21 protein-coding genes are annotated in these 25109 nt (G+C 40.7%); 10 read left to right on the top strand and 11 right to left on the bottom strand.

Annotated elements, in window-relative coordinates; all coding sequences use genetic code 11:
* Positions 1-46: 46 nt before the first annotated feature.
* From W03_RS00565 to W03_RS00555, 3 genes are all read left to right on the top strand, one after another.
* Positions 47-1897, top strand: coding sequence for an ABC-F family ATP-binding cassette domain-containing protein (locus W03_RS00565; protein WP_244070376.1), 1851 nt, complete (start codon positions 47-49; stop codon positions 1895-1897).
* A gap of 224 nt (positions 1898-2121) precedes the next feature.
* Positions 2122-2367 (top strand): hypothetical protein, encoded by a 246-nt coding sequence (locus W03_RS00560; protein ID WP_244070374.1) that lies wholly within the window; start codon positions 2122-2124, stop codon positions 2365-2367.
* A gap of 37 nt (positions 2368-2404) precedes the next feature.
* Positions 2405-3196, top strand: a complete 792-nt coding sequence (locus W03_RS00555; RefSeq protein WP_244070372.1) for a carbonic anhydrase — start codon at positions 2405-2407, stop codon at positions 3194-3196.
* Positions 3197-3245: 49 nt separating this feature from the next.
* On the opposite strand, the gene W03_RS00550 is transcribed toward W03_RS00555, so the two are convergent.
* A complete protein-coding gene (locus W03_RS00550) occupies positions 3246-4631 on the bottom strand; it encodes a DEAD/DEAH box helicase (protein ID WP_244070370.1) in 1386 nt (461 codons plus the stop codon).
* A gap of 430 nt (positions 4632-5061) precedes the next feature.
* Positions 5062-6252: a tyrosine--tRNA ligase gene (gene tyrS / locus W03_RS00545; protein ID WP_244070369.1), complete on the bottom strand. Its 1191-nt coding sequence runs from the start codon at positions 6250-6252 to the stop codon at positions 5062-5064.
* Between the two features lie 166 nt (positions 6253-6418).
* On the opposite strand from tyrS, the gene W03_RS00540 reads away from it, so the two are divergent.
* The 3 genes from W03_RS00540 (at position 6419) to W03_RS00530 (ending at position 9999) form a co-directional block, all read left to right on the top strand.
* On the top strand, positions 6419-7780 hold the full coding sequence (locus W03_RS00540) for a peptidoglycan DD-metalloendopeptidase family protein (RefSeq protein WP_244070367.1): 1362 nt from the start codon (positions 6419-6421) through the stop codon (positions 7778-7780).
* Positions 7781-7920: 140 nt separating this feature from the next.
* The gene (locus W03_RS00535) at positions 7921-9027 is read left to right on the top strand and encodes an anhydro-N-acetylmuramic acid kinase (protein WP_279599975.1); all 1107 of its coding nucleotides are present in this window, start codon (positions 7921-7923) and stop codon (positions 9025-9027) included.
* 78 nt (positions 9028-9105) lie between these two features.
* Entirely contained in the window at positions 9106-9999 is an 894-nt protein-coding gene (locus tag W03_RS00530) for an alpha/beta fold hydrolase (RefSeq protein WP_244070363.1), read from the top strand.
* Between the two features lie 44 nt (positions 10000-10043).
* Here the strand turns inward: W03_RS00530 and rsgA are convergent, their stop codons facing one another.
* The 3 genes from rsgA to W03_RS00515 are packed head-to-tail and all read right to left on the bottom strand — an operon-like array spanning position 10044 to position 12525.
* Positions 10044-10937, bottom strand: coding sequence for a ribosome small subunit-dependent GTPase A (gene rsgA / locus W03_RS00525; RefSeq protein ID WP_244070360.1), 894 nt, complete (start codon positions 10935-10937; stop codon positions 10044-10046).
* Positions 10934-11272 (bottom strand): 4a-hydroxytetrahydrobiopterin dehydratase, encoded by a 339-nt coding sequence (locus tag W03_RS00520; protein ID WP_244070359.1) that lies wholly within the window; start codon positions 11270-11272, stop codon positions 10934-10936. The genes rsgA and W03_RS00520 overlap by 4 nt, the downstream gene beginning before the upstream one ends.
* Positions 11269-12525, bottom strand: a complete 1257-nt coding sequence (locus W03_RS00515) for a M48 family metallopeptidase (protein ID WP_244070357.1) — start codon at positions 12523-12525, stop codon at positions 11269-11271. The genes W03_RS00520 and W03_RS00515 overlap by 4 nt, the downstream gene beginning before the upstream one ends.
* A gap of 198 nt (positions 12526-12723) precedes the next feature.
* On the opposite strand from W03_RS00515, the gene orn reads away from it, so the two are divergent.
* Positions 12724-13290: an oligoribonuclease gene (gene orn / locus W03_RS00510; protein WP_244070355.1), complete on the top strand. Its 567-nt coding sequence runs from the start codon at positions 12724-12726 to the stop codon at positions 13288-13290.
* Between the two features lie 135 nt (positions 13291-13425).
* Here the strand turns inward: orn and ffh are convergent, their stop codons facing one another.
* Positions 13426-14775, bottom strand: coding sequence for a signal recognition particle protein (ffh, locus tag W03_RS00505; RefSeq protein ID WP_244070353.1), 1350 nt, complete (start codon positions 14773-14775; stop codon positions 13426-13428).
* Between the two features lie 137 nt (positions 14776-14912).
* Between ffh and W03_RS00500 the strand changes: the two genes are divergently transcribed.
* Together W03_RS00500 and W03_RS00495 are read left to right on the top strand one after the other, a co-directional pair.
* Positions 14913-15779, top strand: coding sequence for an inner membrane protein YpjD (locus W03_RS00500; RefSeq protein WP_244070351.1), 867 nt, complete (start codon positions 14913-14915; stop codon positions 15777-15779).
* Between the two features lie 96 nt (positions 15780-15875).
* Positions 15876-16664, top strand: a complete 789-nt coding sequence (locus tag W03_RS00495; protein WP_244070349.1) for an SH3 domain-containing protein — start codon at positions 15876-15878, stop codon at positions 16662-16664.
* Positions 16665-16691: 27 nt separating this feature from the next.
* On the opposite strand, the gene W03_RS00490 is transcribed toward W03_RS00495, so the two are convergent.
* The 5 genes from W03_RS00490 to W03_RS00470 form a co-directional block, all read right to left on the bottom strand.
* Complete coding sequence (locus tag W03_RS00490; RefSeq protein WP_244070347.1) at positions 16692-18269, bottom strand: diguanylate cyclase; 1578 nt, start codon at positions 18267-18269, stop codon at positions 16692-16694.
* A gap of 273 nt (positions 18270-18542) precedes the next feature.
* Positions 18543-18968 (bottom strand): group III truncated hemoglobin, encoded by a 426-nt coding sequence (locus W03_RS00485; RefSeq protein ID WP_244070345.1) that lies wholly within the window; start codon positions 18966-18968, stop codon positions 18543-18545.
* Between the two features lie 86 nt (positions 18969-19054).
* Positions 19055-19999 carry a 4-hydroxy-3-methylbut-2-enyl diphosphate reductase gene (gene ispH, locus W03_RS00480; RefSeq protein WP_244070344.1) on the bottom strand — a complete coding sequence of 315 codons (945 nt, stop codon included), beginning with the start codon at positions 19997-19999 and terminating at the stop codon, positions 19055-19057.
* 86 nt (positions 20000-20085) lie between these two features.
* Positions 20086-21204, bottom strand: a complete 1119-nt coding sequence (locus W03_RS00475; RefSeq protein WP_244070342.1) for a 3-deoxy-7-phosphoheptulonate synthase — start codon at positions 21202-21204, stop codon at positions 20086-20088.
* Between the two features lie 143 nt (positions 21205-21347).
* Entirely contained in the window at positions 21348-22358 is a 1011-nt protein-coding gene (locus tag W03_RS00470; RefSeq protein WP_244070340.1) for a metal-dependent hydrolase, read from the bottom strand.
* A 139-nt stretch (positions 22359-22497) separates the two neighbouring features.
* Between W03_RS00470 and W03_RS00465 the strand changes: the two genes are divergently transcribed.
* Positions 22498-24963 carry a YdbH domain-containing protein gene (locus W03_RS00465; RefSeq protein ID WP_244070338.1) on the top strand — a complete coding sequence of 822 codons (2466 nt, stop codon included), beginning with the start codon at positions 22498-22500 and terminating at the stop codon, positions 24961-24963.
* Positions 24964-25109 lie beyond the last annotated feature (146 nt).

The following is a 25109-nucleotide window of genomic DNA, read 5'->3' as shown; positions in this document are numbered from 1 at the left end:
AAATAGCTAGCAGATTCTCCTTCCATTCGTTTTATCACATATCTCGATGCTCACTATTCAATCTTTAACTTATCTACAAAACGGTAATCCCCTGCTTGAAAAATGTGATCTGCAAGTTTTCTCCAACCAACGAATCGGTCTAGTAGGAAGAAACGGTTGTGGTAAATCAACCTTATTCCAATTAATACGCGGTGTAAAGCAACCGGATAGTGGAGAAATTGTGTTTCAGTCCGGAAAAACCATCGCCTTTGTAGAACAAGAAATCATTAACTCCAAGTTATCGGTGATTGAATTTGTGCTTGATGGTGATGTGGAATTACGCAAGCTCGAGAAAATACTTTCACAACCACAGCATGATAATGCTTGGTTTGAAGCGCAACAGCGCTTTGAAATCATTGGTGGCTATACCGCCCAAGCTCGTGCGGCGCAGTTATTAAACGGTCTTGGTTTTTCTAATGATGCGTTGCAAAGGTTCGTTCATCAATTTTCCGGTGGTTGGCGTATGCGATTGAACCTGGCGCGCGCTTTGATGCACCGCGCTGATCTGTTGTTACTGGATGAGCCCACCAATCATCTCGATCTGGAAGCTATTGTTTGGCTGGAAAATTATCTATTAAATTATCCAGGCAGCATTATCGTAGTGTCTCATGATCGTGAGTTTCTAAATACCTGCATCAATCGGATTGCCTATATTAACAATCATAAAATTGATACTTATCAAGGTAATTATGATGATTTCGAACAAGCACGTGCAGAACGTTTGATGCAACATACGCAAGCCTATGAACAACAGCAAAAACACATTGCACATATGGAAGACTTTGTACGACGTTTTCGCGCCAAAGCAACCAAAGCGAAGCAAGCACAAAGTCGAATTAAAGCACTGGAACGATTAACGCGACTGGCCCCGCTACATATTGAAGAAGGACATTTTGAACTACGCATTGACGCACCCGAACGAAGCCCCGCAGTCTTGATGCGTATCAAAGATTTAAGTTTTGGTTATGGTGACCATACGCTATTCGAGCATGTTCAGTTGATACTACAGTCCGGAACTCGGATCGCCTTGCTAGGGCCAAATGGATCAGGAAAATCGACCTTCATCAAGTTGCTTGTAGGGGAAATTCAATCTACACAAGGTGTTATCGAGCGCTCTGCCAATCTCGATATTGGTTATTTTGCGCAACACCAATTAGAGCATCTTGATAGCCAAGCAACCCCGTTACAACACATTCAAAAACTTGCGCCCACACAAACCGAGCGTAATTTACGAACTTTTTTAGGTAGATTCGGCTTAGGCGGCGAGCATGAAAATAGACCTGTTGGTACTTTTTCCGGTGGAGAGAAGAGTCGTTTAGCACTCGCATTATTGGCATGGCAGAAACCCCATTTATTGCTATTGGATGAACCAACCAATCACTTAGACTTGGATATGCGCGATGCATTGACGCTGGCATTGGAGCAATACACAGGTGCGGTATTACTGGTATCGCATGATCGCAGCTTAATACGCGCAATTGCCGATGAATTATGGTTAGTCGCTGACAAAGCTGTACAGCCATTTAATGGTGGATTAGAAGATTACAGAGCTTGGGTAGAAGCTTATCAAGAGAAACAAATCAAACCTTCGCAAGGAAAAATACAGTCCGCACAATCTTCAGCTAACAAATCTAATAAAAAAAGTTTGCTGCAGAAACAAGCCAAACTAGAAGCTGCTTTGGATAATGCACAAAAGGAATTGGCCGAAATCAACCGACGCTTAGCTGATCCCATGGCCTATACAAACCCTTCTCGTGTTGAAATCGAAAAACTGGGTCAAACTCATGCAATTCTTGTAAAAAAAGTAACCGAACTGGAAGAGAGCTGGCTTGCTTTAGAAGCAGAGATCGAAAAATAACTGCAAATTTATTTATTCCCCCTTCTTTTCTAAAATTTCCACTTATCTTATTTATTTTTTTATATTCACAGCCTTAAGAAGCAGTGCTAGTACAAATAACCTTTAACCATACTGTTGATAATGATTCTTATCTACACATTTTATTAACATACTGTATGTTACGTTGTAATCCACATTATCAAAATGTGTCCAAATTTTTTTTATTTCTATAAGTGAGTAAAAATATGTTAACTAAAATTTTTCTAGCAAGCATACTCAGTTTAGTAGCTATTTCATGTTCTGCAGATTCAGATGTCAATCAATCGAAACCATTGATCGATCCACAGAAAAAAGCACAATTATCCACAGAAACTAATCAGCAGTCGCAATCTGACTCTTCCATTAAAAAAGATACTTCTGAGCTAACAAATGATAATAACCAGAAAAAACAATCGCCTATGGTTAAATTTTGCCAAAAACATCCATGCTAGAGCGATTGTTTATGTTTTTAAATACTGGAGTTGAGATATGAAAATAAAATTCTTGAATATATTTCTTTTTGTTTCTTTTAGTTATACAAGTTTTGCTTTTGCTGCCACCCCTCACTGGAGTCACGAAGATCAAGCTACGTGGTGGGGAATTCCAGACCCGGCCGAAGGTTTACCCTTGACGTATCCTTTTGCTGAATGTGGCGTAGGTAAACATCAGGCTCCAATCGATCTCGCAGCCACGCAAATCGACACAACTCAAGGGCTGAACAAAGTACAAGCCTTATATCCCGTTGACACACCGATTTTCTTCAACAGCGGACACGGAGTGCAGGTAAATACTTCCTCCAATTACAAAGGCGAATTAAAAATCGGGGAAGAATCTTATCCACTCATTCAGTTTCATTTTCATGAACCGAGTGAACATGTAATTGATGGCCAACCCTTTGCTGCAGAACTGCATTATGTTCATGTAAGGGATGATGGAAGAATTGTAGTGCTAGCGGTCGCAATTGCTATAGGTGCAGAAAATACGACTTTCCAAACTATCTTAGACAACACTCCCGATGAAGAATCAGGCAAAAACTCAGATACTAAGATTCAAATCAATCCTGCATCTTTGCTTCCAGCGTCACTCGATACCAATAGTTTGAATTATTATACATTTGCGGGTTCTTTGACAACGCCTCCATGCAGCGAAGGAGTGCAATGGTATCTTTTATCAGAAATCATTACGATATCTTCTGCACAACTCGAACAGTTGAAAGGATTCTATAGCAATAACGCAAGGTCCGCGCAAGATATAAATGGACGAATTTTATTAAGTAACTAAAGTACTGGCTAGACTACTCAGTCTAGCCTTTTTAGCTTCAAAAATGATTTTACTTGACACGCGCAGAATAATGAGCATTTTTAAAGTTATTGCCATTACTCCTAAAAGCATTATTACCACGATTATTTTGATCAAATCGTCCACGTTGTTGCTGCTGCTGCCCATTACCACTTTTATTAAACGAATTCGCAGCACCAAAACTTGATCGGCTATCGTATTCTGCAAAAGGTGAGCGCTTGCGCTTTTGATTCACACCAGGTGTATTTCTAACGCCATTGCTTTTAAAGCGCGGTTTGATTCTTGGTTCCAAACCAGAGATGATATGCGCAGCGATTTTCTGACCGGTATAGCGCTCAATTCTTGTCAAATGTAAGCTATCTTTTTGCGACGCGAAGGAAACAGCAATCCCATCGGCGCCTGCGCGACCTGTTCGCCCAATCCGATGCACGTAATCTTCAGCAAATTTCGGCAAATCAAAATTGATCACATGTGTGATATCTGGCACATCGATACCTCTAGCAGCAACATCGGTTGCAACCAATACACGTAGTCCACCATTACGCAGTCTAGTCAGAGTACGATTCCGTTCGCGCTGATTCATATCACCATGCAGTGCTGCTGCGGCATGGCCTTGCGCGTACAAATTATCCGCTAAGGTATCAGCATCTCTTTTGGTCGCCGTAAAAACAATCGCTTGCTTAAGTTTTTCATCGCCCAGAACATGATTGAGCAAGCGATTCTTATGAGACAAGTCATCCACATAATGTAATCGCTGTTCAATATTGTTCATCTTGGCTTTCTGCGATGCAACTTGAATTCTTTTGGGGGATTTCAGTAGTTTCGAAGCTACCTTATCGATAGCATCATCCAAAGTAGCAGAAAACAGCAAGGTTTGTCGTGTTGTAGGTGTTGCTGCAGCAATGGTTTCCACATCTTCGATAAAACCCATATCTAGCATTCGATCAGCCTCATCCAACACCATCATTTGCAATCGTTTAAAATCGATTCGCCCACGCTGTAAGTGATCAATCAACCTTCCTGGCGTTGCCACGAGAATATCGACAGGTTGCGACAACAAACGATTCTGTAAAGGATAAGGCATGCCACCCAAAATACTAACCACTTTAGCGCGCGGCAGATATTTGCCATATTTTTTGGCAGCTTCAGAAACTTGTAATGCAAGCTCACGCGTTGGAGTAAGCACTAAAATTCTCGGTCCACGACCTTGCGCTTTGACAGGCGCCGCAAGCAGATGAAGCGCAGGTAGCATAAAAGCTGCTGTTTTCCCAGTACCAGTTTGAGCCGAAGCCAAAACATCATGACCTGCAATAAGTTCAGGAATGGCTTTTTGTTGAATAGGGGTAGGTACAGTGTATCCCGAATCATGAATAGCTTTGAGAACAGAAGAATGTAAATTTAAAACTTCAAAAGACACGTTATATTTTCCTAAAGAGGGAAAGTTGAAATTGCATCAGCAGGAAAATCTGATCTCCGATTAAAAATAAACCTGCTAGTGCGCTAATACACCGCTACTAACCAAGTAATGCTTTACATTTTTCGGAGAAACGTGAAAAAGAGAGGCCAGGAACGATGGAAACTGGTTTTCGAGCAATTTCATCTCTTCAGATACTAGGTACCTTAAGCTTAAATTTAAAAAATATAAGAGCTTCGAATTGAACCAGGAGCAGCATTATATCTAACAATACAAAAGCAAGCAATTTAAATCTGCAATTCAAGTTCTTATAATACTCATTCATAAGAATTATCGACACACGCTTCGCCAATTTATTATTGAGGTGAAGTAGTTCATAAATTTCATGAGCATCTTCTTACACTCTACATAGCTCAACCAAAATCGATGCCGATTACTGTATAACAACGCGAGCGAATTTACGTTTACCTACTTGCAATATCACTGTTTCACCTTGCGTCAGTTTAAGCGATTTATCGGTTATTTTTTGTTCATTCAGTTTTACGGCACCTTGATCAATCATGCGCAGCGACTCGCTTGTGCTAACAGTTAAGCCAGTCAATTTAAGGAGTTGTACCAATGATACTTCCTTGTCTTGGATAGGAATACTTTGTTCTGCAATGTTATCGGGCAACCCACCATGTTTGAAGCGTGTTTCGAAATCCTCCAAAGCTTCCTCGGCACTTTTCCATCCATGGAAGCGTGTAACGATCTCTTGCGCAAACAATACTTTGATATCGCGAGGATTCCGGCCTTGTTCAACTTCTTTACGCCATTGATGAATTGTGTCCATGGATTCAAAAGACAGCAATTCGAGATACCGCCACATTAATTGATCTGATATTGACATGATTTTGCCGAAGATTTCTTTGGGGCTTTCTGTAATACCAACATAATTATTGAGCGATTTGGACATTTTATTAACACCGTCCAGCCCTTCCAAGAGCGGCATCGTAAGAATGCATTGTGGGGCCTGACCAAAGTGTTTTTGCAGTTCTCGCCCCATAAGTAAATTGAATTTTTGATCGGTACCACCCAGTTCTAAGTCAGCTTTGAGTGCAACTGAATCATAGCCCTGCACCAACGGATAGAGAAATTCATGAATCGCAATCGATTGGTTATTACGATAGCGTTTATCGAAATCATCACGTTCCAGCATACGTGCAACCGTATGTGTGGCGGCCAGCCTGATCATATCTGCCGCATTTAATGAATCCATCCATGAAGAGTTAAATACTACTTCCGTTTTTTCTGGTTTGAGTATTTTAAAAACCTGCGCGGTATAAGATTGCGCATTTTGTAAAACTTGCTCTCTCGATAAGGGTGGGCGTGTTGTATTTTTCCCAGTTGGATCTCCAATCATTCCGGTGAAATCGCCAATCAGAAAAAGGATATGATGCCCTAAGTCTTGTAATTGCTTCAGTTTGTTGATAAGTACAGTATGGCCCAAATGCAGATCTGGCGCTGTGGGATCGAAACCCGCTTTGATTCGCAATGGCTTTCCTTGAATAAGTTTCTTTTCAAGTTCGGATTCAAGAAGAATTTCGGTGCTACCGCGTTTGATGATGTCAAGCTGTGATTTCATTGGGTTTAGTTTTTTAGTTTTTATTAATTTTATGATATTTAATGATTTATTAAATTAATTTAGAAATTTCTTTAACTTTTAATTGTACCTTAGTACATATTTTGAGTTTTTCATGATAGACTCCCGCCTGTTTAAAATTGATACGTGATTGGGGGGTACTATCTTCATGCTTGATAATTTACCGCTTCAAAGTCAATCGTCTGTTACAAATCCGCAGAAAATTTTAACTCAAAATTCACCCAAGCTCACAAAAAAAACCATTCACTGGTTGGTTGTATTATCGAGCATTCCTCTTTTTGGCTTCGTTACTGCATTCGGTATTGCACCAAATGTACCTGCACTTGAAAATATTCAAACTGAAGATGTGGTTCTTGATTTATCTATCCCTAATGCTATTCATGAAGCTCCAGAAAATCAAATTTTCTGGCATCAAGAAAATATCCGGCGCGGCGATACTATATCGGCTATCTTAAACCGCTTGGACATTAGCAATCAGGATTCGAGCGATTTCCTCCAGGCAGTGCGGGGTAGTCGTGCCATGCGGCAATTGCAACCTGGCAAAACTATTTATGCGCAAACTTCATCCGACGGAGAATTGTTAGGACTGCGTTATTCGTTCAATAACGAAGAACTGTTTTTAATGGAAAAAACCGATGATGAATTCAAAATTACCGAACAATCCATTGAACTCGATACCCGTGTCCATATGAGAGCTGGCGTTATTAGCAGTTCGCTATTTGCTGCTGTCGATAGTGCAGGAATCCCCAATAATATTGCAACACAACTAACAGAAATATTTGCTTCGCAGATTGATTTTCATCGTGATCTGCGTCACGGCGACCGTTTTATTGTAGTTTACGAAACTTTAGCGAGGAACGAAGTTAAGAAGCATGCCAAAACGGCTCGTGTATTAGCGGTCGAGTTTACAAATAAAGGAAAAGTTCATCAAGCGGTATATTTCAAGCACCCCAATGGAAGGGATGGATATTACACACCCAAAGGAGAAAGTTTGCGCAAAGAGTTTTTACTTTCACCACTAACTGTTTCTCGTATTAGCTCTGGCTTCAGCAATGGACGTTTCCATCCCATTCTTAAGGAATGGAGAGCACATAAAGGGATTGATTATGCCGCGCCTGCAGGAACACCCGTGAAAGCCACCGCAAGCGGAATTGTTGGTTTCTCAGGCTCACAACGAGGATATGGCAATTTAGTTGTACTAAAACATAACGGTAAATTTGAAACCGCTTACGGTCATTTATCCCGATTTGCACCGGGGGTTAGCAAAGGAAAGCGTGTAAACCAAGGCGATACTATCGGTTATGTTGGATCCACAGGTATGGCAACAGGCCCGCATTTACATTATGAATTAAGAATCGATGGCGTACAAAGAGACCCAACCAGAATCGCATTGCCAACCGCTACGCCGTTGGGCAAAAAAGAATTGATTGCTTTCCAAAAAGAAACTCAACCATTTTTATCGCGCCTAAACATTATGCGTAATATTATTCATTACGCGGCATCTGAATAAGAAATACTGCATAGCGCTTAAAGATTGATTTGGAGTTTAATTCGATCCATTGGCATCTTTCGAACACAAGATTCGAAATCTGCTCACCACTTTAAAAAGTATTTAATTACTCAGATATTTTTTACAGAACCCTCTTTAGAATGGCGCCTATTTATTATATCGGCCTCATGTCTGGTACCAGCCTAGATGGTATCGATGCAGTACTGATTAACTTCGGCGAACCCAAACCCACTCTACTTGCAACGCTATTTTATCCGTACAATGAAGAATTACGTACTAATTTACTAGCACTGCATCATGCTGGTTTCGATGAATTAAACCGCGCCGCATTGCTCAGCAATCAACTTTCAATGCTTTATGCACAAACAAGCTTAGACTTATTGAGGAAATCCAAAATCTCTCCTAACGCGGTTACAGCGATAGGCTGTCATGGACAAACAATTCGTCACTGTCCAGAAAAAGAAAAACGTTACACCATTCAATTGATCAATGCAGCCCTACTAGCGGAGTTAACACAGATAACCGTAGTCGCAGATTTCCGTAGTCGCGATATTGCCGCAGGAGGACAAGGAGCACCGCTAGTTCCAGCATTTCACAAGGCACTCTTTGGTGATGCCGATAAACACCGCATTATCGTCAATATTGGTGGAATAGCCAACATCACCAAGCTTAATCCCAATGATGAAGTAATCGGATTTGACTGCGGACCAGGCAACATGTTGATGGATGCGTGGAGCTTGAGACACACAGGAAAAGGCTATGACGACAAAGGGCAATGGGCAAAAACGGGAAAAATTATCCAATCACTGCTTGATATATTGATGGATGAAAGCTTCTTTTCACTCCCTCCCCCGAAAAGCACAGGAAGAGATTTGTTTAATCTGCATTGGCTTGAACATAAGATATCACAATGCGCGCCTCAAGCACCTGAGAATGTGCAAGCAACTCTATTACAATTAACTGTAATATCAATAGCTAATGCGATTACGGATTACTGTCGAATGGCGAATGAAATTTATGTATGTGGGGGAGGTGCTCATAATACCTATCTAATCAAACAGCTATCAAATGCGCTGCCGCACCGCACCGTAGCGCTAACGAATACATTAGGCGTGGATGCAGATTGGGTGGAAGCGTTTGCATTCGCCTGGCTAGCGCAATTAACGATATTAGGTAAGCCAGGTAATCTCAGCGCAGTCACTGGAGCGAAAGGAGAAAGAGTTTTGGGGGCAATCTATCCTGCGTGATAAATTAAGGTATCATATAGAAGCGCCAAGGTAGCAAACAGTACAACTGAATCATAGAAAGAAAGGTTGACACCAATTATGGATGACTCTTTCAAAAAATTACTTGTATCAACACCATCATCAGATAAAAAACCACGTAAGGCGCGTCAAATTGCTTATACAGACTGGGGAGATCCTCAAAACCCCCATGTTGTGATTTGCGCACATGGATTGACACGAAATTGTCGTGACTTTGATTATTTGGCGCGTGCACTAGAATCCGAGTATAGAGTTATTGCGTTCGATGTAGTTGGTCGTGGCCGTAGCGATTGGTTAGAAGAAGCATGTGATTATAATTTTTATCCGCTCTACTTATCTGATGCAACTTCATTGATTGCACATATACAAGCACAATACAATGCGAGGATTACATTTGATTGGGTAGGTATTTCGATGGGTGCCCTGATCGGTATGATTTTGTCAATTCAGCCGCAAGCTCCCGCAATGTTTCGAAAATTGATCATGAGCGATATCGGTCCACTGATACCTGCTACTGCGCTCACAAGAATTTCAGATTATGTAGATCTCGATCCGCGTTTTGATACTTTTGAAGCATTCAAAACGTATATGAAAAAAATTTCAGAATCCTTTGGACCGCTTACTGATGCGCAATGGAATCACATGGCCATCTATAGCATGCGCGAATATGACGATGGCACATATGGATTTCGTTACGATCCCAAAATAGGTATCAGTTTAAAAGAATTCGAAATCAAAGACATTGATTTATGGCAACAATGGGATCAAATGACCGTTCCAACGTTAGTTCTTCGCGGTACCGAATCGGATCTTTTATCAGTTGATACTGCTGCCCAAATGAAAATACGTGGCCCTAAAGCGCAGATTGTCGAATTACCTGGCATTGGTCATGCACCTACCATCATGGATAAGCAGCAAATTCAAATCGTGCGGAATTTTATTGATTACCCATAGCCAATTCGAGTCTAACTTGTCAGAAATCTCTTGAGATCTAGAAACTATCGCAGCAATTTATGGTAATAATCCAGACGTTTGCGCAAAATCTTTCCTTCTTCCTGTGCTGCTAGCACAGCACACCCTGGCTCACTGCGATGTCGGCAATTACTAAACTTGCAATGCCCAATATATGGGTGAAACTCGACGAAACCATATGCCAGATTTTCCTCTCTGATGTGATTCAAGCCAAACTCCTGAAATCCAGGGGAATCGATAATCGCACTATTCTTATCCAACTGATAAAGTTGCGAATAGGTAGTAGTGTGTGAGCCGGAATCCAGCGCCAAAGAAATTGCTGCTGTGGATCGGTTGGCCTCCGGAATCAATGCATTGAGCAATGTCGATTTACCCATTCCAGATTGACCCACTAATACATTTAAATGATTCGATAGATAAGGACGCAGTATTACTGCATTTTGAATTGCGCTGAGTTGTAATACGGTATAGCCTAATTCCTGGTATAGCAATAATGTATCAAATGCAACTTGCGTGGGTTGTATTAAATCGGCTTTGTTTAATACGATTAGTACATTGATGTTTTCGCTCTCAGCGGCGACTAAGCAGCGATTTACTAATTCTTCACTAAAACTTGGAACCGCTGCAACAACAAGTATGATTTGCGTTACATTTGCAGCGATGATTTTTTCCTTAAAGGTATCGCTTCGGTAGAACTGCGAGTCACGAGGCTTAACCGTCTCAATAACACCTTGCTTCAGCGCGGTCACTCGGCACTCCACCTGATCACCGCATGCAATACCGGTTTTTTTGCCTCGTGTGACACAAGATAAAACCCCCACTTCTGTGGTAACAGAATAATGCCTGCCAAAAGTGGCAATTACTTGACCCGTTAAGCAGTCAACCGAAGATTCTGATAGATTTTTGACGCTACGACTCAAAAGACAAACAACTTATCAATCTTGGCCGCGCAAACGAAATCGTTTTCAGATAAACCATTTACAGCGTGTGTTGTGTAACTGACTACGCATTGGTTGTATCCAACAACAATATCCGGGTGGTGATTTTCACGATGCGATACCCATGCAATTGCGTTTACGAATGCCATTGTTTGGTAATAGTTTTTGAATGTATATGTTTTGCTAATTAGCTGATTTTGCAATTGCCATCCCTGGATTTGCTGAAGGAGCGTATTCGCTTCAGCAGCGGTTAGCGGTGGTATGCCACCCTCGCAGGGCTTGCATTGCTTGTCAGCCAAATCGTTAGTAATACTCATGGTTGCACCTGATTTTGTAAATGCGCTACGCGAATTCCAGCGGGCGGATGTGAATCATAAAAAGCAGAATGTAGTGGGTCTGGTGTCAATGTCGCAGCGTTATCTTGATAAAGCTTAACTAAAGCACGAATTAAATCTTCAGCTGAGGCATTCTGCGCTGCATAAGCATCGGCTTCAAATTCATGTTTACGTGAATAAAGACTCGAAAGAGGATGAAGCAAAAAGGTAAATACCGGCATTACTAAGAAAAACAACAGCAACGCAAGCGCAGTCGATGGTACGGAAGATATCGATACACCTAGCCCTTCATAAAACCACGTTTGCTGCATCAAATAACCTAAACTCCACAAAAATATCAAACTCATTACAAATGAAAAAATAATGCGCTTCATGACATGGTTGTGTTTAAAATGCCCTAACTCATGGGCCAGTACTGCTTCGATCTCACTGGGATTCAGACGCGAAAGCAGGGTATCGAAAAAAACAATACGCTTCGTTTTACCAAATCCCGTAAAGTAGGCATTACCATGGCTACTGCGGCGCGAACCGTCCATGACAAACAATCCGCTTGTTTTGAATCCGCATTTATCGAGCAATTGCTCAATACGCACTTTTAAAGTCGCGTCTTCCAGCGGAGTAAATTTATTAAATAATGGAGCGATCCAAGTCGGGAAAATTGCTAGTACAAATAAATTAAAGCTAATCCAACCGATCCAAGCATATACCCACCAGTACTCTCCCATTTTCCCCATCGACCATAACATCCCAAACAATAATGGCGCACCCAATAATAGTCCAACGCTTGCTTTCTTAAATAAATCACCAAAAAACATCGCCGGCGTCATTTTGTTAAAACCAAATCGCTCTTCAATCACGAAAGTACGGTAGTAACTCAATGGGATTTCAGCCGCAGTTGTAATGAGAAAAACGCTGATAATAAGTACCATACCTTGAATTAACGCATCATCAAATTGCGCACCCCAAAATTGATTCAAAATATTTAATCCGCCGCCCAATGTTAGGTACAACAATAACACGGTATGCAATAAAATACTCAAATACTCCATACGTGTTTTGGTGCACGTATAGTCTGCGGCTTTCTGATGATCCGCCAAACTAATTTGGTCAGAAAATTTTTCCGGTATACGGTCGCGATGCTGGCTAACATGACGAATATGTCGTGCAGCAAGCCAGAACTGCGTCAACGTTGAAATAAATAGTGCAATCAAGAAAAGTAATGTAAAGGTTTGCATAGTTAACAAATAAAAGATTTTGATTCCATTCATTGTATATCACAGATAAACATGCACAAACAACCTATTGTTCGTACCATCATCAATTAATGCGATAATGCTAAAGGCAATCTATGCATTGTTCATGTGACGTCCCGATATTGATATGACACAATTTCGCTCGTTACATTCATTCATCGTGATATAAAAGACAAAAATATGGCACAAAATAATAATAACCTCATCTGGGTTGATATGGAGATGACCGGACTAAACCCAGATATTGATCGTATCATTGAAGTAGCTCTGGTAATCACCGACTCAGAACTAAACACTATTGCAGAAGGACCGGTTTTGGTGGTACATCAAACCGATGAAATTTTGAATGGTATGGATAAATGGAATAAATCAACGCATGCGAAATCGGGATTAATTGATAAAGTGAAAGCATCACGTTTAACTGAAACACAAATTGAAACACAATTACTCGAATTTCTTCAACACCACGTACCTCCGGGCGTTTCTCCGATGTGCGGCAACTCCATATGTCAAGATCGCCGCTTCATGGTTCGCAGTATGCCACGATTAGAAGCCTATTTTCATTATCGTAACTTAGATGTTAGTACATTAAAAGAACTCGTCAAACGCTGGAAACCTGAAATATCTTCCGGTTTAACAAAAGAAGGTAAGCACGAAGCACTGGCGGATATCTACGACTCTATCCATGAATTGAAATACTACCGGCAACATTTTATTGTTGCCAATAACCTATTGAGCACAAGTTAAATCTTACTACCACACTTTAACAGCCCAAAAACCGCAACTTTCCAATCAGCACAAGTTCGTGCTTAATTGAAATAGCTTTCGCATTAAAGCTATTTTTGAGATTGCGTGATGGTACTTTATTCCTCTTAGTATTTTTTACCCTAAACGCGGCATCATTCCTTTTAAACCACGCATCATTTTTGCCATACCGCCTTTATTCATCATTTTCATCATTTTTTGCGCTTGTTCAAATTGTGCGAGAAGACGATTGACCTCCTGTACAGAAACGCCAGATCCTGCTGCAATTCTACGCTTCCGAGAAGCTTTTAGAATTTCGGGCTTCCTTCGTTCCAGTTTGGTCATCGAATTAATGATGCCTTCTGTACGATTAATGACTTTGTCGTCGACTTTGACATTTTGCGCTGCTTGACTGAATTGTGCCGGCAATTTGTCCATCAATGCATTGATACCCCCCATATTCCGCATTTGCTGAAACTGAGCTTTGAAATCATCCAAGTCGAAAGCCTTGCCTGATTTCATTTTTTTCATCAGTTTTTCAGCTTCTTGCTGGTCTGCCTTGCGATGCGCTTCTTCAATCAGCCCTAGCACATCACCCATTCCAAGTATGCGCGAAGCCATGCGATCTGGATAAAAAGGTTCTAATCCTGTTAGCTTTTCTGCGACACCCGCAAATTTGATCGGTTTACCGGTAATTTCTTTTACTGATAATGCCGCACCACCACGCGCATCACCGTCCAGTTTCGTCAAAATAACACCGGTTAACGGTAATGCATCAGAAAACGCTTTGGCTGTATTGACAGCATCTTGACCCTGCATCGCATCAACTACAAATAAAGTTTCTATCGGCTTTAACAAAGCTTCTAATTCCTTGATCTCTTGCATCATCGCTTCATCAATACCCAGCCGTCCTGCAGTATCAACGATCATGACATCGTGGTGTTGTATGCATGCAAAATTTAAAGCGTTCGCGGCAATTTCTCCTGGCTTTTGTCCTTCCATGACCGGATAAAAATCTGCTCCCGTTTGATTGGCTAGCACTTCTAGCTGTTGAATTGCCGCGGGACGATAAACATCACAAGAAACCAATAGTACTTTCTTCTTTTTATTTTCCATGAGCCACTTAGCCAACTTGCCGCTGCTCGTGGTTTTACCCGCACCCTGTAAACCAGCCATCAGAATAACGGCTGGTGGTGTAGTTGCGAGATTTATCTCAGATTTTTCTCCTCCCAGAATATTGATAAGCTCTTGATGCACGATCCCGATAAGAGCCTGATCCGGGGTCAAACTGGCCATGACTTCCTGACCAATTACTTTCTCTTTGATGCGCGCAATAAAAGTTTTGACTACCGCTAATGCAACATCCGCTTCCAGTAAAGCTAAGCGAACTTCACGCAAAGCTTGTTCGATATTACTTTCAGTTAATCGCGCTTCACCACGTAAAGTTCGAATAATACCCGTGAATCTGTTCGTCAAATTATCAAACATGGTTATTAGTAAATCCCGAAATATATGAAATGCACCGCTTATTGCGACACTATTGTTAAATAAAATTGGATTAGCGCTTTGAATTTATTGTAGCGCGATGTAGACTACGTTAGTTACTTGTGTTTTTAATACCTGTGATGTCAATGCCCATACCCATCATTTTAACTGATCTCATTACTTTTTTGCTGTACGCATTCATTGGTACCTATTTTTGGCAAAATAAGTGGAAAAAAACGCAAACACCCGATCTTAATCCTGAAAACAACAATCCAAAGTCAGCAATCAATGATTGGATGCATTATGGGTTGATAATACCGTTGGCGCTTCATGCGTGGATATTATACCAATCGATACTTGCTGATGAAGGTTTAAGGTTTGGGTTGGGAAATGCGGTGTCTCTGATTGTATGGCTAACCGCATTTATCTATTGGATCTTAAGTTTTTTTCATCGACTTCAAGGATTGCAAGTCTTGATTGCTCCGATTGCGGTCGTTGCGGCAACTGCCATTTTGTTACCATTCGTTTTTCCGTATTCTCGTGTTCTAGAAAATACGGAATTTCCTGCTTTTAAGGCACATTTACTTGGTGCAATGCTGGCATATAGCTTACTGACGATAGCCGCATTTCATGCAATATTGATGATGGTGGTAGAGCGACACTTGCATCACCCCGCAGGCCATCTGGCTTTGGCCAATTTACCACCGCTATTGGTCATGGAACAGTTATTATTTCGTATTATTGGGGCAGGCTTTATTTTACTAACGCTGACATTGATCAGCGGTATCTTTTTTTCCACTGAAGTTTTCGGTCAACCGTTCACGTTTACCCATAAAACTTTTTTTGGTGTTATTTCTTGGAGTGTTTTTGCCGCATTACTTGCGGGCAGACAAGTTTATGGATGGCGAGGGCGTATTGCAATTCGCTGGACATTAACTGGGTTTATGATTTTGTTGCTGGCTTATATCGGTAGCAAATTTGTATTGGAAATCATCCTAAACCGCTAAATCCTTGTACATTAAGCTTTCATTATTGATCTGTTGAATGTGACAATTAATTGGTAGTTATCTGATAGAAATGATTTTTCGAGAGGACTCATTGAAATGACACAACCTTCCTTATTAAGTACTCATTCTTTGGTATCACAAGCTCCATTGAGTAGTTTTACAATTAAGTTTTTTTATTTGTTCGCGGTTGTGATTGCTTCAGGGTGTGCTTCTCAAGAAAAAATATTGATTCCGGCAGATGAACCAAAACTACCAATGACTTCCGAAAGTGAAAAAAATTGGGAAAAAGAAGTTACACGACTTGAAAAACTGGTTGCAGAAAAGGACCAGCTCATCAAAAATCAAAAAGTACAGCAAACCGATCAAGCCAACGTTATTCGGGAAACGCATAAAGAAGTAGCGCGTACGCAAGTAAAGCTACATCGCTTAGCCACAAAACCCGGTACTGCGTCTGCAATTGCTGAATTGGAAGCGTCTTTGAATCAACTCAGCCAGGAAAAGAACGCGCCTTTTGACCAGGTGCTAAGAATGCAAGCACAGCGTTTATCAGAAATTTCTACAATCTTCTATACAAAAGATCAATACGCCACAGCTATGAATTACGTCGGTCAAGCAAATAGCTTTGTTAAATCGATTCAGTCTGATCTTACGCAAAAGAAAGCCACAAATACTGACTACCCGCAGCTTGATTTTCATGTCCCAGTAAAATTGCGCACAAATAAACTTTCCAAGCTATACAAAACACCTGATGCTCAATCTCAAGTATTGTTATCGCTTAAAAAAGATACTGTATTAAAGGCAACTGCGAGCCAGGGAACGTGGCTAAAAGTATTGACCGGTAAGAATCAGGGATGGATCCAGAGCACTGGATTTGAACTAGAATAAATTTCGACCGCTGACAACAAAAAAGTCTTAGCCATTTGCAGCCAATAGTTTTGGCCGTATGCAGTAAGTTTGATTTCTCCCGGCATGCTTAGCTTGATATAGGGCGCTATCAACCCGGGAAAGCAAGTGAGTTAAAGAGGTATCTTCGTTTTCGCTTTGTACAATACCGATACTTAGGGTAACTGTTTTGGTGAGCTTATTAGATTCGTTATTTTGAATATTAGCCACATGCGATCGTATTCGCTCCGCAGTTTTGATAGCTTCTTCAGCAACCGTCTCGGTCAAAATAACCACAAATTCGTCCCCTCCATATCGAGCCGCAAAATCAACACTGCGAATACAGTGTGATATTTTTTGTGCTACAGACACAATAATCTCATCCCCTGCAATATGCCCAAGGCTGTCATTTAAAGCTTTGAAGTAATCAATGTCAATCATCAGTATTGCAAAGGGACGATTGTTACGAGAAAATCTCGCCAATTGATCATTTATAATTGAATTGAGTTTACTACGATTAAAAAGCCCAGTAAGGCTATCGGTTACAGAAAGCGTTTCGAGTAATTTGTTTTTCTCCTGCATGGTATTGCTTGCACTTGTGATTTCTATCTGATTTCGTTGTAATTTATCAGCCATCTGATTAAACATTTGAGTTAATTTACCCAATTCATTACGTTGTGAAGTTTTTAAGTCAACATTGAAATTGCCTTTAACAATATCTTCCGTGGCTAATATTAGCTTTTGCAAAGGAACGACAATTGCGTGGCCCATTTTAAAAGCAATAATGGCGACAATCGCTAGAATAGCACCGACTAAGCTGACAAATAGATCACGCTGTTGTTTCCAAGCAGCATAGACAGAATCGTAGCTTCTATGCGCAATGATAGTAATAGGTGGATTTGCGGATACATAAGCTAAACCAATCACTTTTTCACTACCTATCCCGCGAGGGATTTGCAATACTTCAGGATTTATCTCTAACTGCTTTAGATCTTCAGCGTCGTGAAATAATATCGCGTCGTTTTTACTATCATGCAGGAATCTATCATCGCTCGATAGCATGATTCGGTTATCCCGATCCAGTATTAGTATTTCACCTAGCGGTGATTTTATGGAGTCTTTAAGAGAAGCATGAATATTTTTCAAATCAAAAGTTGCAACAAGCGCACCCAAAATATAATCATCCAATGATAATATGGGGACTAAAATACTGAGCGTAGCAGTCGCATAGAGCTTATTCCAATGAGGTGGAACAATAACATTTCCTTGGATTGAAGCAGCTTCAGTCCAATTCCGAGGGATTGGTATCGTATCTTGAAAATCAATAGTACTTGCCAGTATTTGTCCATTGGTATCGATTGCCGTCAATACAAGCACCGTATCTAGTTTATCGGACACTGATTTTAGGTAATGTTCGATGAAAGCTTTCTGTCTTGCAGACTTGTCTTTTTGTGATTGACTAGCCAGCACAACTCCCTCAGTCAGAATTTTAGAGTGCGAAAGCTCACGAACCGTATAAATTTGCTCCTTAATCCATAAATTTAATTCATGATCAGCGTAATTGGTCAGCGCACGTAATTCGCGCGTAAGGTTTTCTTTAATCATCATTTCATTTTGATAAAATGATAATATGCCCAGCCCGATTGAAGGGATTAATGTGGCTAGGATGGAAAAAATAATAATCTTATTTTTGATGCTTTTCAAAGTAAGAAAATCCCAAGATGAAAAACAATACTACGCTTCTATCACTATGTGATTTGATTGAATAAGGCTATTTTTACACGTCTTATTATCAAATCGCTTGATATTATTTAACACCAAGCAATTTGCATATTCAACTATAGTCCTATTAAGTAATAGGCGCCACTTAAGACTAAGACATTAGTTAATACGTAACGGTATGAAATCTTTATCTGGATAGTTATTCATTTGATAGCCTTGCCAAAGCCGTGTGGCAATGAATCCGGCAATGCTGTTGGCATGATATTGAAGATTGGCATTACCCAGCTCTTCTGTCGTTTCACGAAAAAGCTGTAACCAACGCTCAAACAGTTCAGCGTTAAGGTCAGGCAAAGCAATATGTTTTGGCATCGGTGCACCTCGAAAACGCGAGGTTCCGCGCAACTGCGCTGACCAGAAGTTGGTCATTTGCACAAAATGAGCATCCCAGTCGATCACGTGCGATTCAAAAATAGGTCCCAGGTCAGGATCTTTTCTGGCTTTTGCATAAAAATGATGAACCAGTGCTGCTACTTCTTCCTCGGTATATAAATCAGGATTGGGTACTGGAAATGGTGAATGACTCATAATGTCGGGTAAAATATGGGTAAAGTTCTATTGAATTGTCTGAGTATTACACAGCTAAATACAAAATCCGGTATATAAAATACAGCTCATGGTTTTGGCAAAGGGAACACTACTGATTCTACTACACCGCTAAGCTCTTCGATTGTCACTTCTTCGCCAATCTGTTTAGCACCGATTTCCTTAAGCCTGGATATAACTTGCTGCACTAAAATTTCTGGCGCTGAAGCACCTGCAGTGATACCGATAATTTTCTTTCCAAGAAACCATTTTTCTTGCAATTGTTCTGCACGATCAACCATATAAGCTTCGACATTAGCATTTCTTGCAACTTCACAAAGACGGTTAGAATTCGAGCTATTAGGAGATCCCACTACAATTACCAGATCACATTGATTAACCATTTTTTTTACCGCATCTTGGCGGTTTTGTGTGGCATAGCAAATATCATCTTTTTTTGGGCCGATTATCTTAGGGAATCGTTGTTTCAGCGCATCTACAATACGCGCTGCATCATCTACAGACAAAGTAGTTTGAGTTACATAAGCCAAATTACTTTCATTTTTTACTTGTAAATTCTCGACGTCAGTTTCAGTTTCAACCAGGTACATACCTCTGTCATTACCTTCCGCTTGCCCCATAGTTCCTTCAACTTCTGGGTGACCCTGGTGACCGATCATGATAATTTCCTTCCCTTCTTTACGCATTTTTGCCACTTCAACGTGAACTTTAGTCACTAGAGGACAAGTTGCATCAAAGACTTTTAATTTTCGATCAGCCGCTTCGCGACGTACGGCATGCGATACACCATGCGCACTAAATATCAGAATACTGTCTTGCGGTACTTCATCAAGGTTTTCTACAAAAACTGCACCTTTTTTTTCAAGTCCTTCAACAACAAAACGATTATGCACGACTTCATGTCGAACATAGATTGGCGCACCATGCATTTTAAGTGCACGTTCAACGATTTCAATAGCGCGATCAACGCCAGCGCAAAAACCTCTTGGATTAGATAGCAATACTCTGATCATATTTTTCCCGATACAAAGAACGTCTAAGAATAGATTGAGCTAATTCGTAACAAATTTTTATTATCAGATGAGACTTTAATTAAGTATTATTGTTCCAAATACCGTTGAGCTAGCGCGATACGTTTCTCATACGTTTCTCTAACCAACTGAATATCTTCTAGGAAGTGCGGAAATTCCTTCATTAAAAGTGCTTGCGGTCCGTCAACCAATGCTTTACTAGGAGCCGGATGAAAATCAACTAGCACCATATTAGCGCCAGCGATAATACCTTGCGCAGTTGCCTGCATGATGTCCAATAAGCCATCTGGAGATTCCGCACGCGTTCCGACGGAATGTGAGGGGTCGATACACACAGGCATACGTGTTAAGCGCTTGACTACAGGGACATGCGAAAAATCGACAAAATTTCGATGAGGATCTCCCATATTGGTTTTCATTCCACGTAATCCAAAAATGACTTTGCGATTGCCTTCCGAGGCTAAATATTCGGCAGCATTCAATGATTCATCCAAAGTAATCCCAAAACCGCGCTTTATCAGAACAGGGAAATCTTGTTGCCGGCCTACGATTTTGAGTAGCTCGAAATTTTGCGTGTTCCTCGTACCAATTTGTAGCATAACGCCAGTTGCATTACCAGTTTGAAACAATGCATTACGTATTTCTTCCAAATGAGACTCGTGAGTTATTTCCATTGCAATCACTTTAATCCCATATTTCCCAGCTAAATCAAATACATAAGGAAGGCAAGCTTTCCCATGTCCTTGAAAAGCATAAGGACTTGTACGTGGCTTATAGGCTCCCATCCGCGTACACACCTGATTGTTTTCACGCAACGCTTTCATCATCATTTCTACATGTTCCAGCGTATCGACAGCACATAATCCGGCAAATACATTGAGTGTATCTTGGCCAAAATTCACACCGTTGTATGTGAAATATGTCGGCCGATCATCATCCTTATGGCGTCCCAGCACCCGATATTCTTCAGAAACTCGAACAACACGATCAACGCAAGGAAATCCACTTACCTCTTCGATCGATAAAACTTTAGTGTTGCCAATCAAATAGACTTCTGTCAAAGATTGCTCAGCCCCCATCTCTTTATGAACACGGGTAGATATGCCAGGAAGAGTATCCAGTCGAGACATCAGTTGCTTATACTCCGGACTGTCCGGCTGTGTATTGGGCGCAAGAATAAGAATCATAGGTTATTTTAGAAAGCTAAATGCCAGCTGCTATTGAAAATTATTCGTGATTCTAACTCAAAATATTGCTGACTACTATGTTTGCAAGCATAACTCGATCGCCAATGTAAGCTTTTTCCATCTTGTCATTCTGTAGCACTCTATTAATTAACGTCATTGTGTCCCAGCAACAACGCAATAAACTTTTCTCGCGTCTGCTTAGATGAATCCCGGTAAAGGTTATATTTAGCATGTTGATCGGGTTGCTCTGGATCGATCTCTATGCCCCATAGCGGAGCAAGCGTATTCGGTAAGTTAGAATAGCGCACATCAATGAGTACGTTGGGTTGCTCTGGGCGAATTGCAATCAGTCCTGAAGAAAAATGACTAAAGCGTTCAATATCTTTCGCCAATATTGAAGAATCCGGAACAGCGCTCAGATCGCGCGCCCGATCAAATTGTGCAATTGACTCTCCCGGGTAAAGCTGTGCTCCTGTTATTAAGCCGACACGAATAGCGTCTACATATAATGAGCCTTGATAGCGATAAATCGAACGCCATAATAATATGTTTCCGAGTGTCGGTTTAACCAGTAATATTTCGGCTGTTTGTCCTCGTTCAGCAATAGTCGCTTTGGCAAAGGCTTCAACACGTTGGGATTGTATCCAGCCAAGTGTTAGATAAGTAGCCGCTAGAAATAACCCAAGATAAGCAGCTAGTCGGTTATTTTTTTTGAAAGCAATAATTGCGGTCACCAATAAAATCACTGTGAAAATTGGATCAATGACCGATATGATGCTCCATGCAACACGCTCGTTACTCAGTGGCCATAGCAAATGAGTGCCATAGCTAGTAAAAGCATCCAGTACGCCACTCAAACAATAACCCAAGAATGCAAAAAGATATAAACGTGCAAAAGACAAGCGCTTCCTGAAAAAGAACCACAGTATCAACGCTACGATTAAAGCACCGAGCGGAACAAAAAACAACGAATGCGAGAAGTGACGATGAAATTCAATATTCAGTAGCGGATCTTGTTCCGACTGAATCAAAATATCTGCGTCTGCAGCAATACCCGCAGCAAAACCTATACCGGTAGCAATGCGAGTTTCCCGCTGTTGAGCACCGGCTTGCGCCATCGTAGCACCCAATAGGCCTTGTGTGAGCAAATCCATAATAATTGAAAATTCAAAAAGAGAAGAAAAATTGTTCGATTATGATATCTATTTTATAACCACGCACCAACACAAAGAAATCTGGTAATAGTTGGTACGCAATCGAATTTATGAAAATAATACAATGTCAGAAGTGAGTATGCCTAATCATCGATGGAAAGCCCGATTTTCGATACTAATGATTGTGCTATTTATAATGAGTGCAGCGATTTATCATTTTCGCAATCATTTTGCCGAGATTTTTCTCGGCGATCAATTAAGCAAATTGGGATATCCACTACAATCTGTCACGGCAATAGATCTCGCAGTTGACCAACTCACCATACGCAATTTAATTGCGGGTAATAATCAAGAGCTGCGCTTCAATGAAATTCGCGCTAATTGGAATTGGCAAGACCTGTTAAAGGGTAATATTGATTCATTAATCCTAGATGGTGCGTACATCTCAACCAATCTACAACCAATAAATAGAAGGTCTACAACTATAAACTCGCAATCCTTATCTTTATCTAATGAAAAAACCATTCATATACCGAAACTGCCAGCTTTATCTATCAATGATTTGGTTATCGAACTCAATGATGGCAATCATGTCGTCACGATACTTTTATCGGGTCAGAGTAAGCCGCATGAAAATCCAGAAATACAAGTCGTTCATTTGAATGTTGCCGCCTTAGGGTCGATAGGAGAAATAAAAGCACAATTACAAGCAACCTCAGATACACAGGGTAATATACAAGGCCATATTGTGATTTCTAAGGGAATAGTTAATTTACCTGAAGTTCAAATCGCTGATTTGACAGGCCATGCAACGTTTACTTTGGCAGATCTGGCATTACAACAACTACAAACAGAGTTGATCATGGTTGGTATCCAACAAGCGACGCTATCAAAAGCTTCGCAACTCAGCATGCTAAAAGCGGATAAATGCATTATCCAAAGTGATATTCGACAAATCAATGAATCCTGGCAAGCTGACTTAGATTTACAACTGAATAAAGGGCAGTTCGTTGCGGATAACAACCTGAACATAGAAGAAACTTCGATATCGCTGCCTCTACATATCAAAAACGAGCAAGATATCTGGCGTATCGGTCTGCGCAATGTCGGTCAAATACACATTAACCAATTACATTCCAACTTTCCTATAACTATCAAAAAGCCATTGTCGCTCGAAATTTCCCGGGTAGACATCGAGTTGGAAAAAAACATATCGGGAATCAATATAAAGCACGATATTTTAATCAACCCGAACAAATTCTCTGCGTTTTATCAAGATACTCCTGCTCGCAGCAAGAAATCCATCATTCGTGAAATTCAGATTGATGCAGGACCAATCAATATCACCGGCTCGCAACCGGCTAACGATGTATATCGTGCCGGCATATCACTCAACAAAGCCACATTAACTCTACCGGAAGATCAATTGAAACTGAGCGGTATTTCTGCGCATTGGTTGATCGAACCGTCTGCTACTACCCGAGTTGCAGATTTTTCGATTCAACAAATTAAGCATCTTGTACAGACAGCTGCTTTCACGCCTTTATCTCTTTCCGGAAGCATTCTGCAATCTAATGCAGATAAAAAAGCACCGTATTTGTTAAGTCTTACTGCAGGTACCTCATCTTTAAGCTATCTAAAAATGAATGGCGAATATGCAATCGATACTGGCACTGGCCTATTAACCTTGCAAGTCGTTCCGATGAAATTTACTCGCAATAAATTACAACCCAAACAGATTTTCCCAGCGTTAGCCGTGTTGAAAGATGTAAATGGTCAAATCGGTGGCAAAGCAACGATTCGGTGGTCGAAAAAGGGTGTTTTGAAAAGTAATGCTGTAATTTCCGCCAGAGATCTTGCTTTTACGTATGGTGGTACGCAAGTAAAAGGCTTAAATGCCAGACTCAGCTTAAATAACTTATTACCAATCCGCAGCGAACCAAAGCAAAGCATCTCTATTCAAGCAATCGATTTTGGTATGCCGATACAAGATTTAATGGTTTCTTACCAGATCAACTCCCGCAGTACCCCGCAGGTTTTGCTAGATCAAGCACACTTTCTCATTCTGGGTGGTAAAGTGGCGATAAATCCTGTTGTCATCAACCTCGATCCCAATGCAGGAGCATCTCAAACCGAAGTGCACCTTAACAATATCAACTTGAATACATTTTTTGAATGGATCCAAATTGATGGCCTGAGAGGTGATGGGCAACTATCAGGAAAAATCCCGCTGACTCTGAATCATGATCGTATTGCCATTGTAGATGGAGAGCTCTCAGCAAAAACGCCAGGAGTACTAAGCCTTCAATCAGAAAAAGTAAAAGAATTATTGGCGCACCGGGGAGAAGAAGTAGATCTATTGCTACAAGCGATCGAAGATTTTCATTTTAAAGAATTAACACTAAGTCTTAATAAATCGGATACGCACGATCTGAATGTTAAGCTTACCTTGCTAGGTAACAATCCAAACGTTAAGAGCGGACAAGACTTTCGCGTGAATATACAATTGGAATCGAAAATCGACAAACTTTTACTCGCCATTCAGCAAGGATTATTATTTTCAAACAAGATATTGCAAGATTCTCTGCAAATAGGCAATCCCTGATAGAGTGCGATTACGAATGTCAATGATCTACGGATAATATTGAACTAGCAGCTGCGACAATCTGTCACATTCTCAAAAATTATGAATGCGTTCATAATCTACTCAGATTCGATTTACTACTGTCCTTCGTAATCATCCGCGCCGTC

This window comes from Nitrosomonas sp. PY1 (assembly GCF_022836435.1).
Classification (GTDB): domain Bacteria; phylum Pseudomonadota; class Gammaproteobacteria; order Burkholderiales; family Nitrosomonadaceae; genus Nitrosomonas.
Note: the sequence above shows the minus strand (reverse complement) of the source record. Positions and strands in the feature narration are given on the sequence as shown.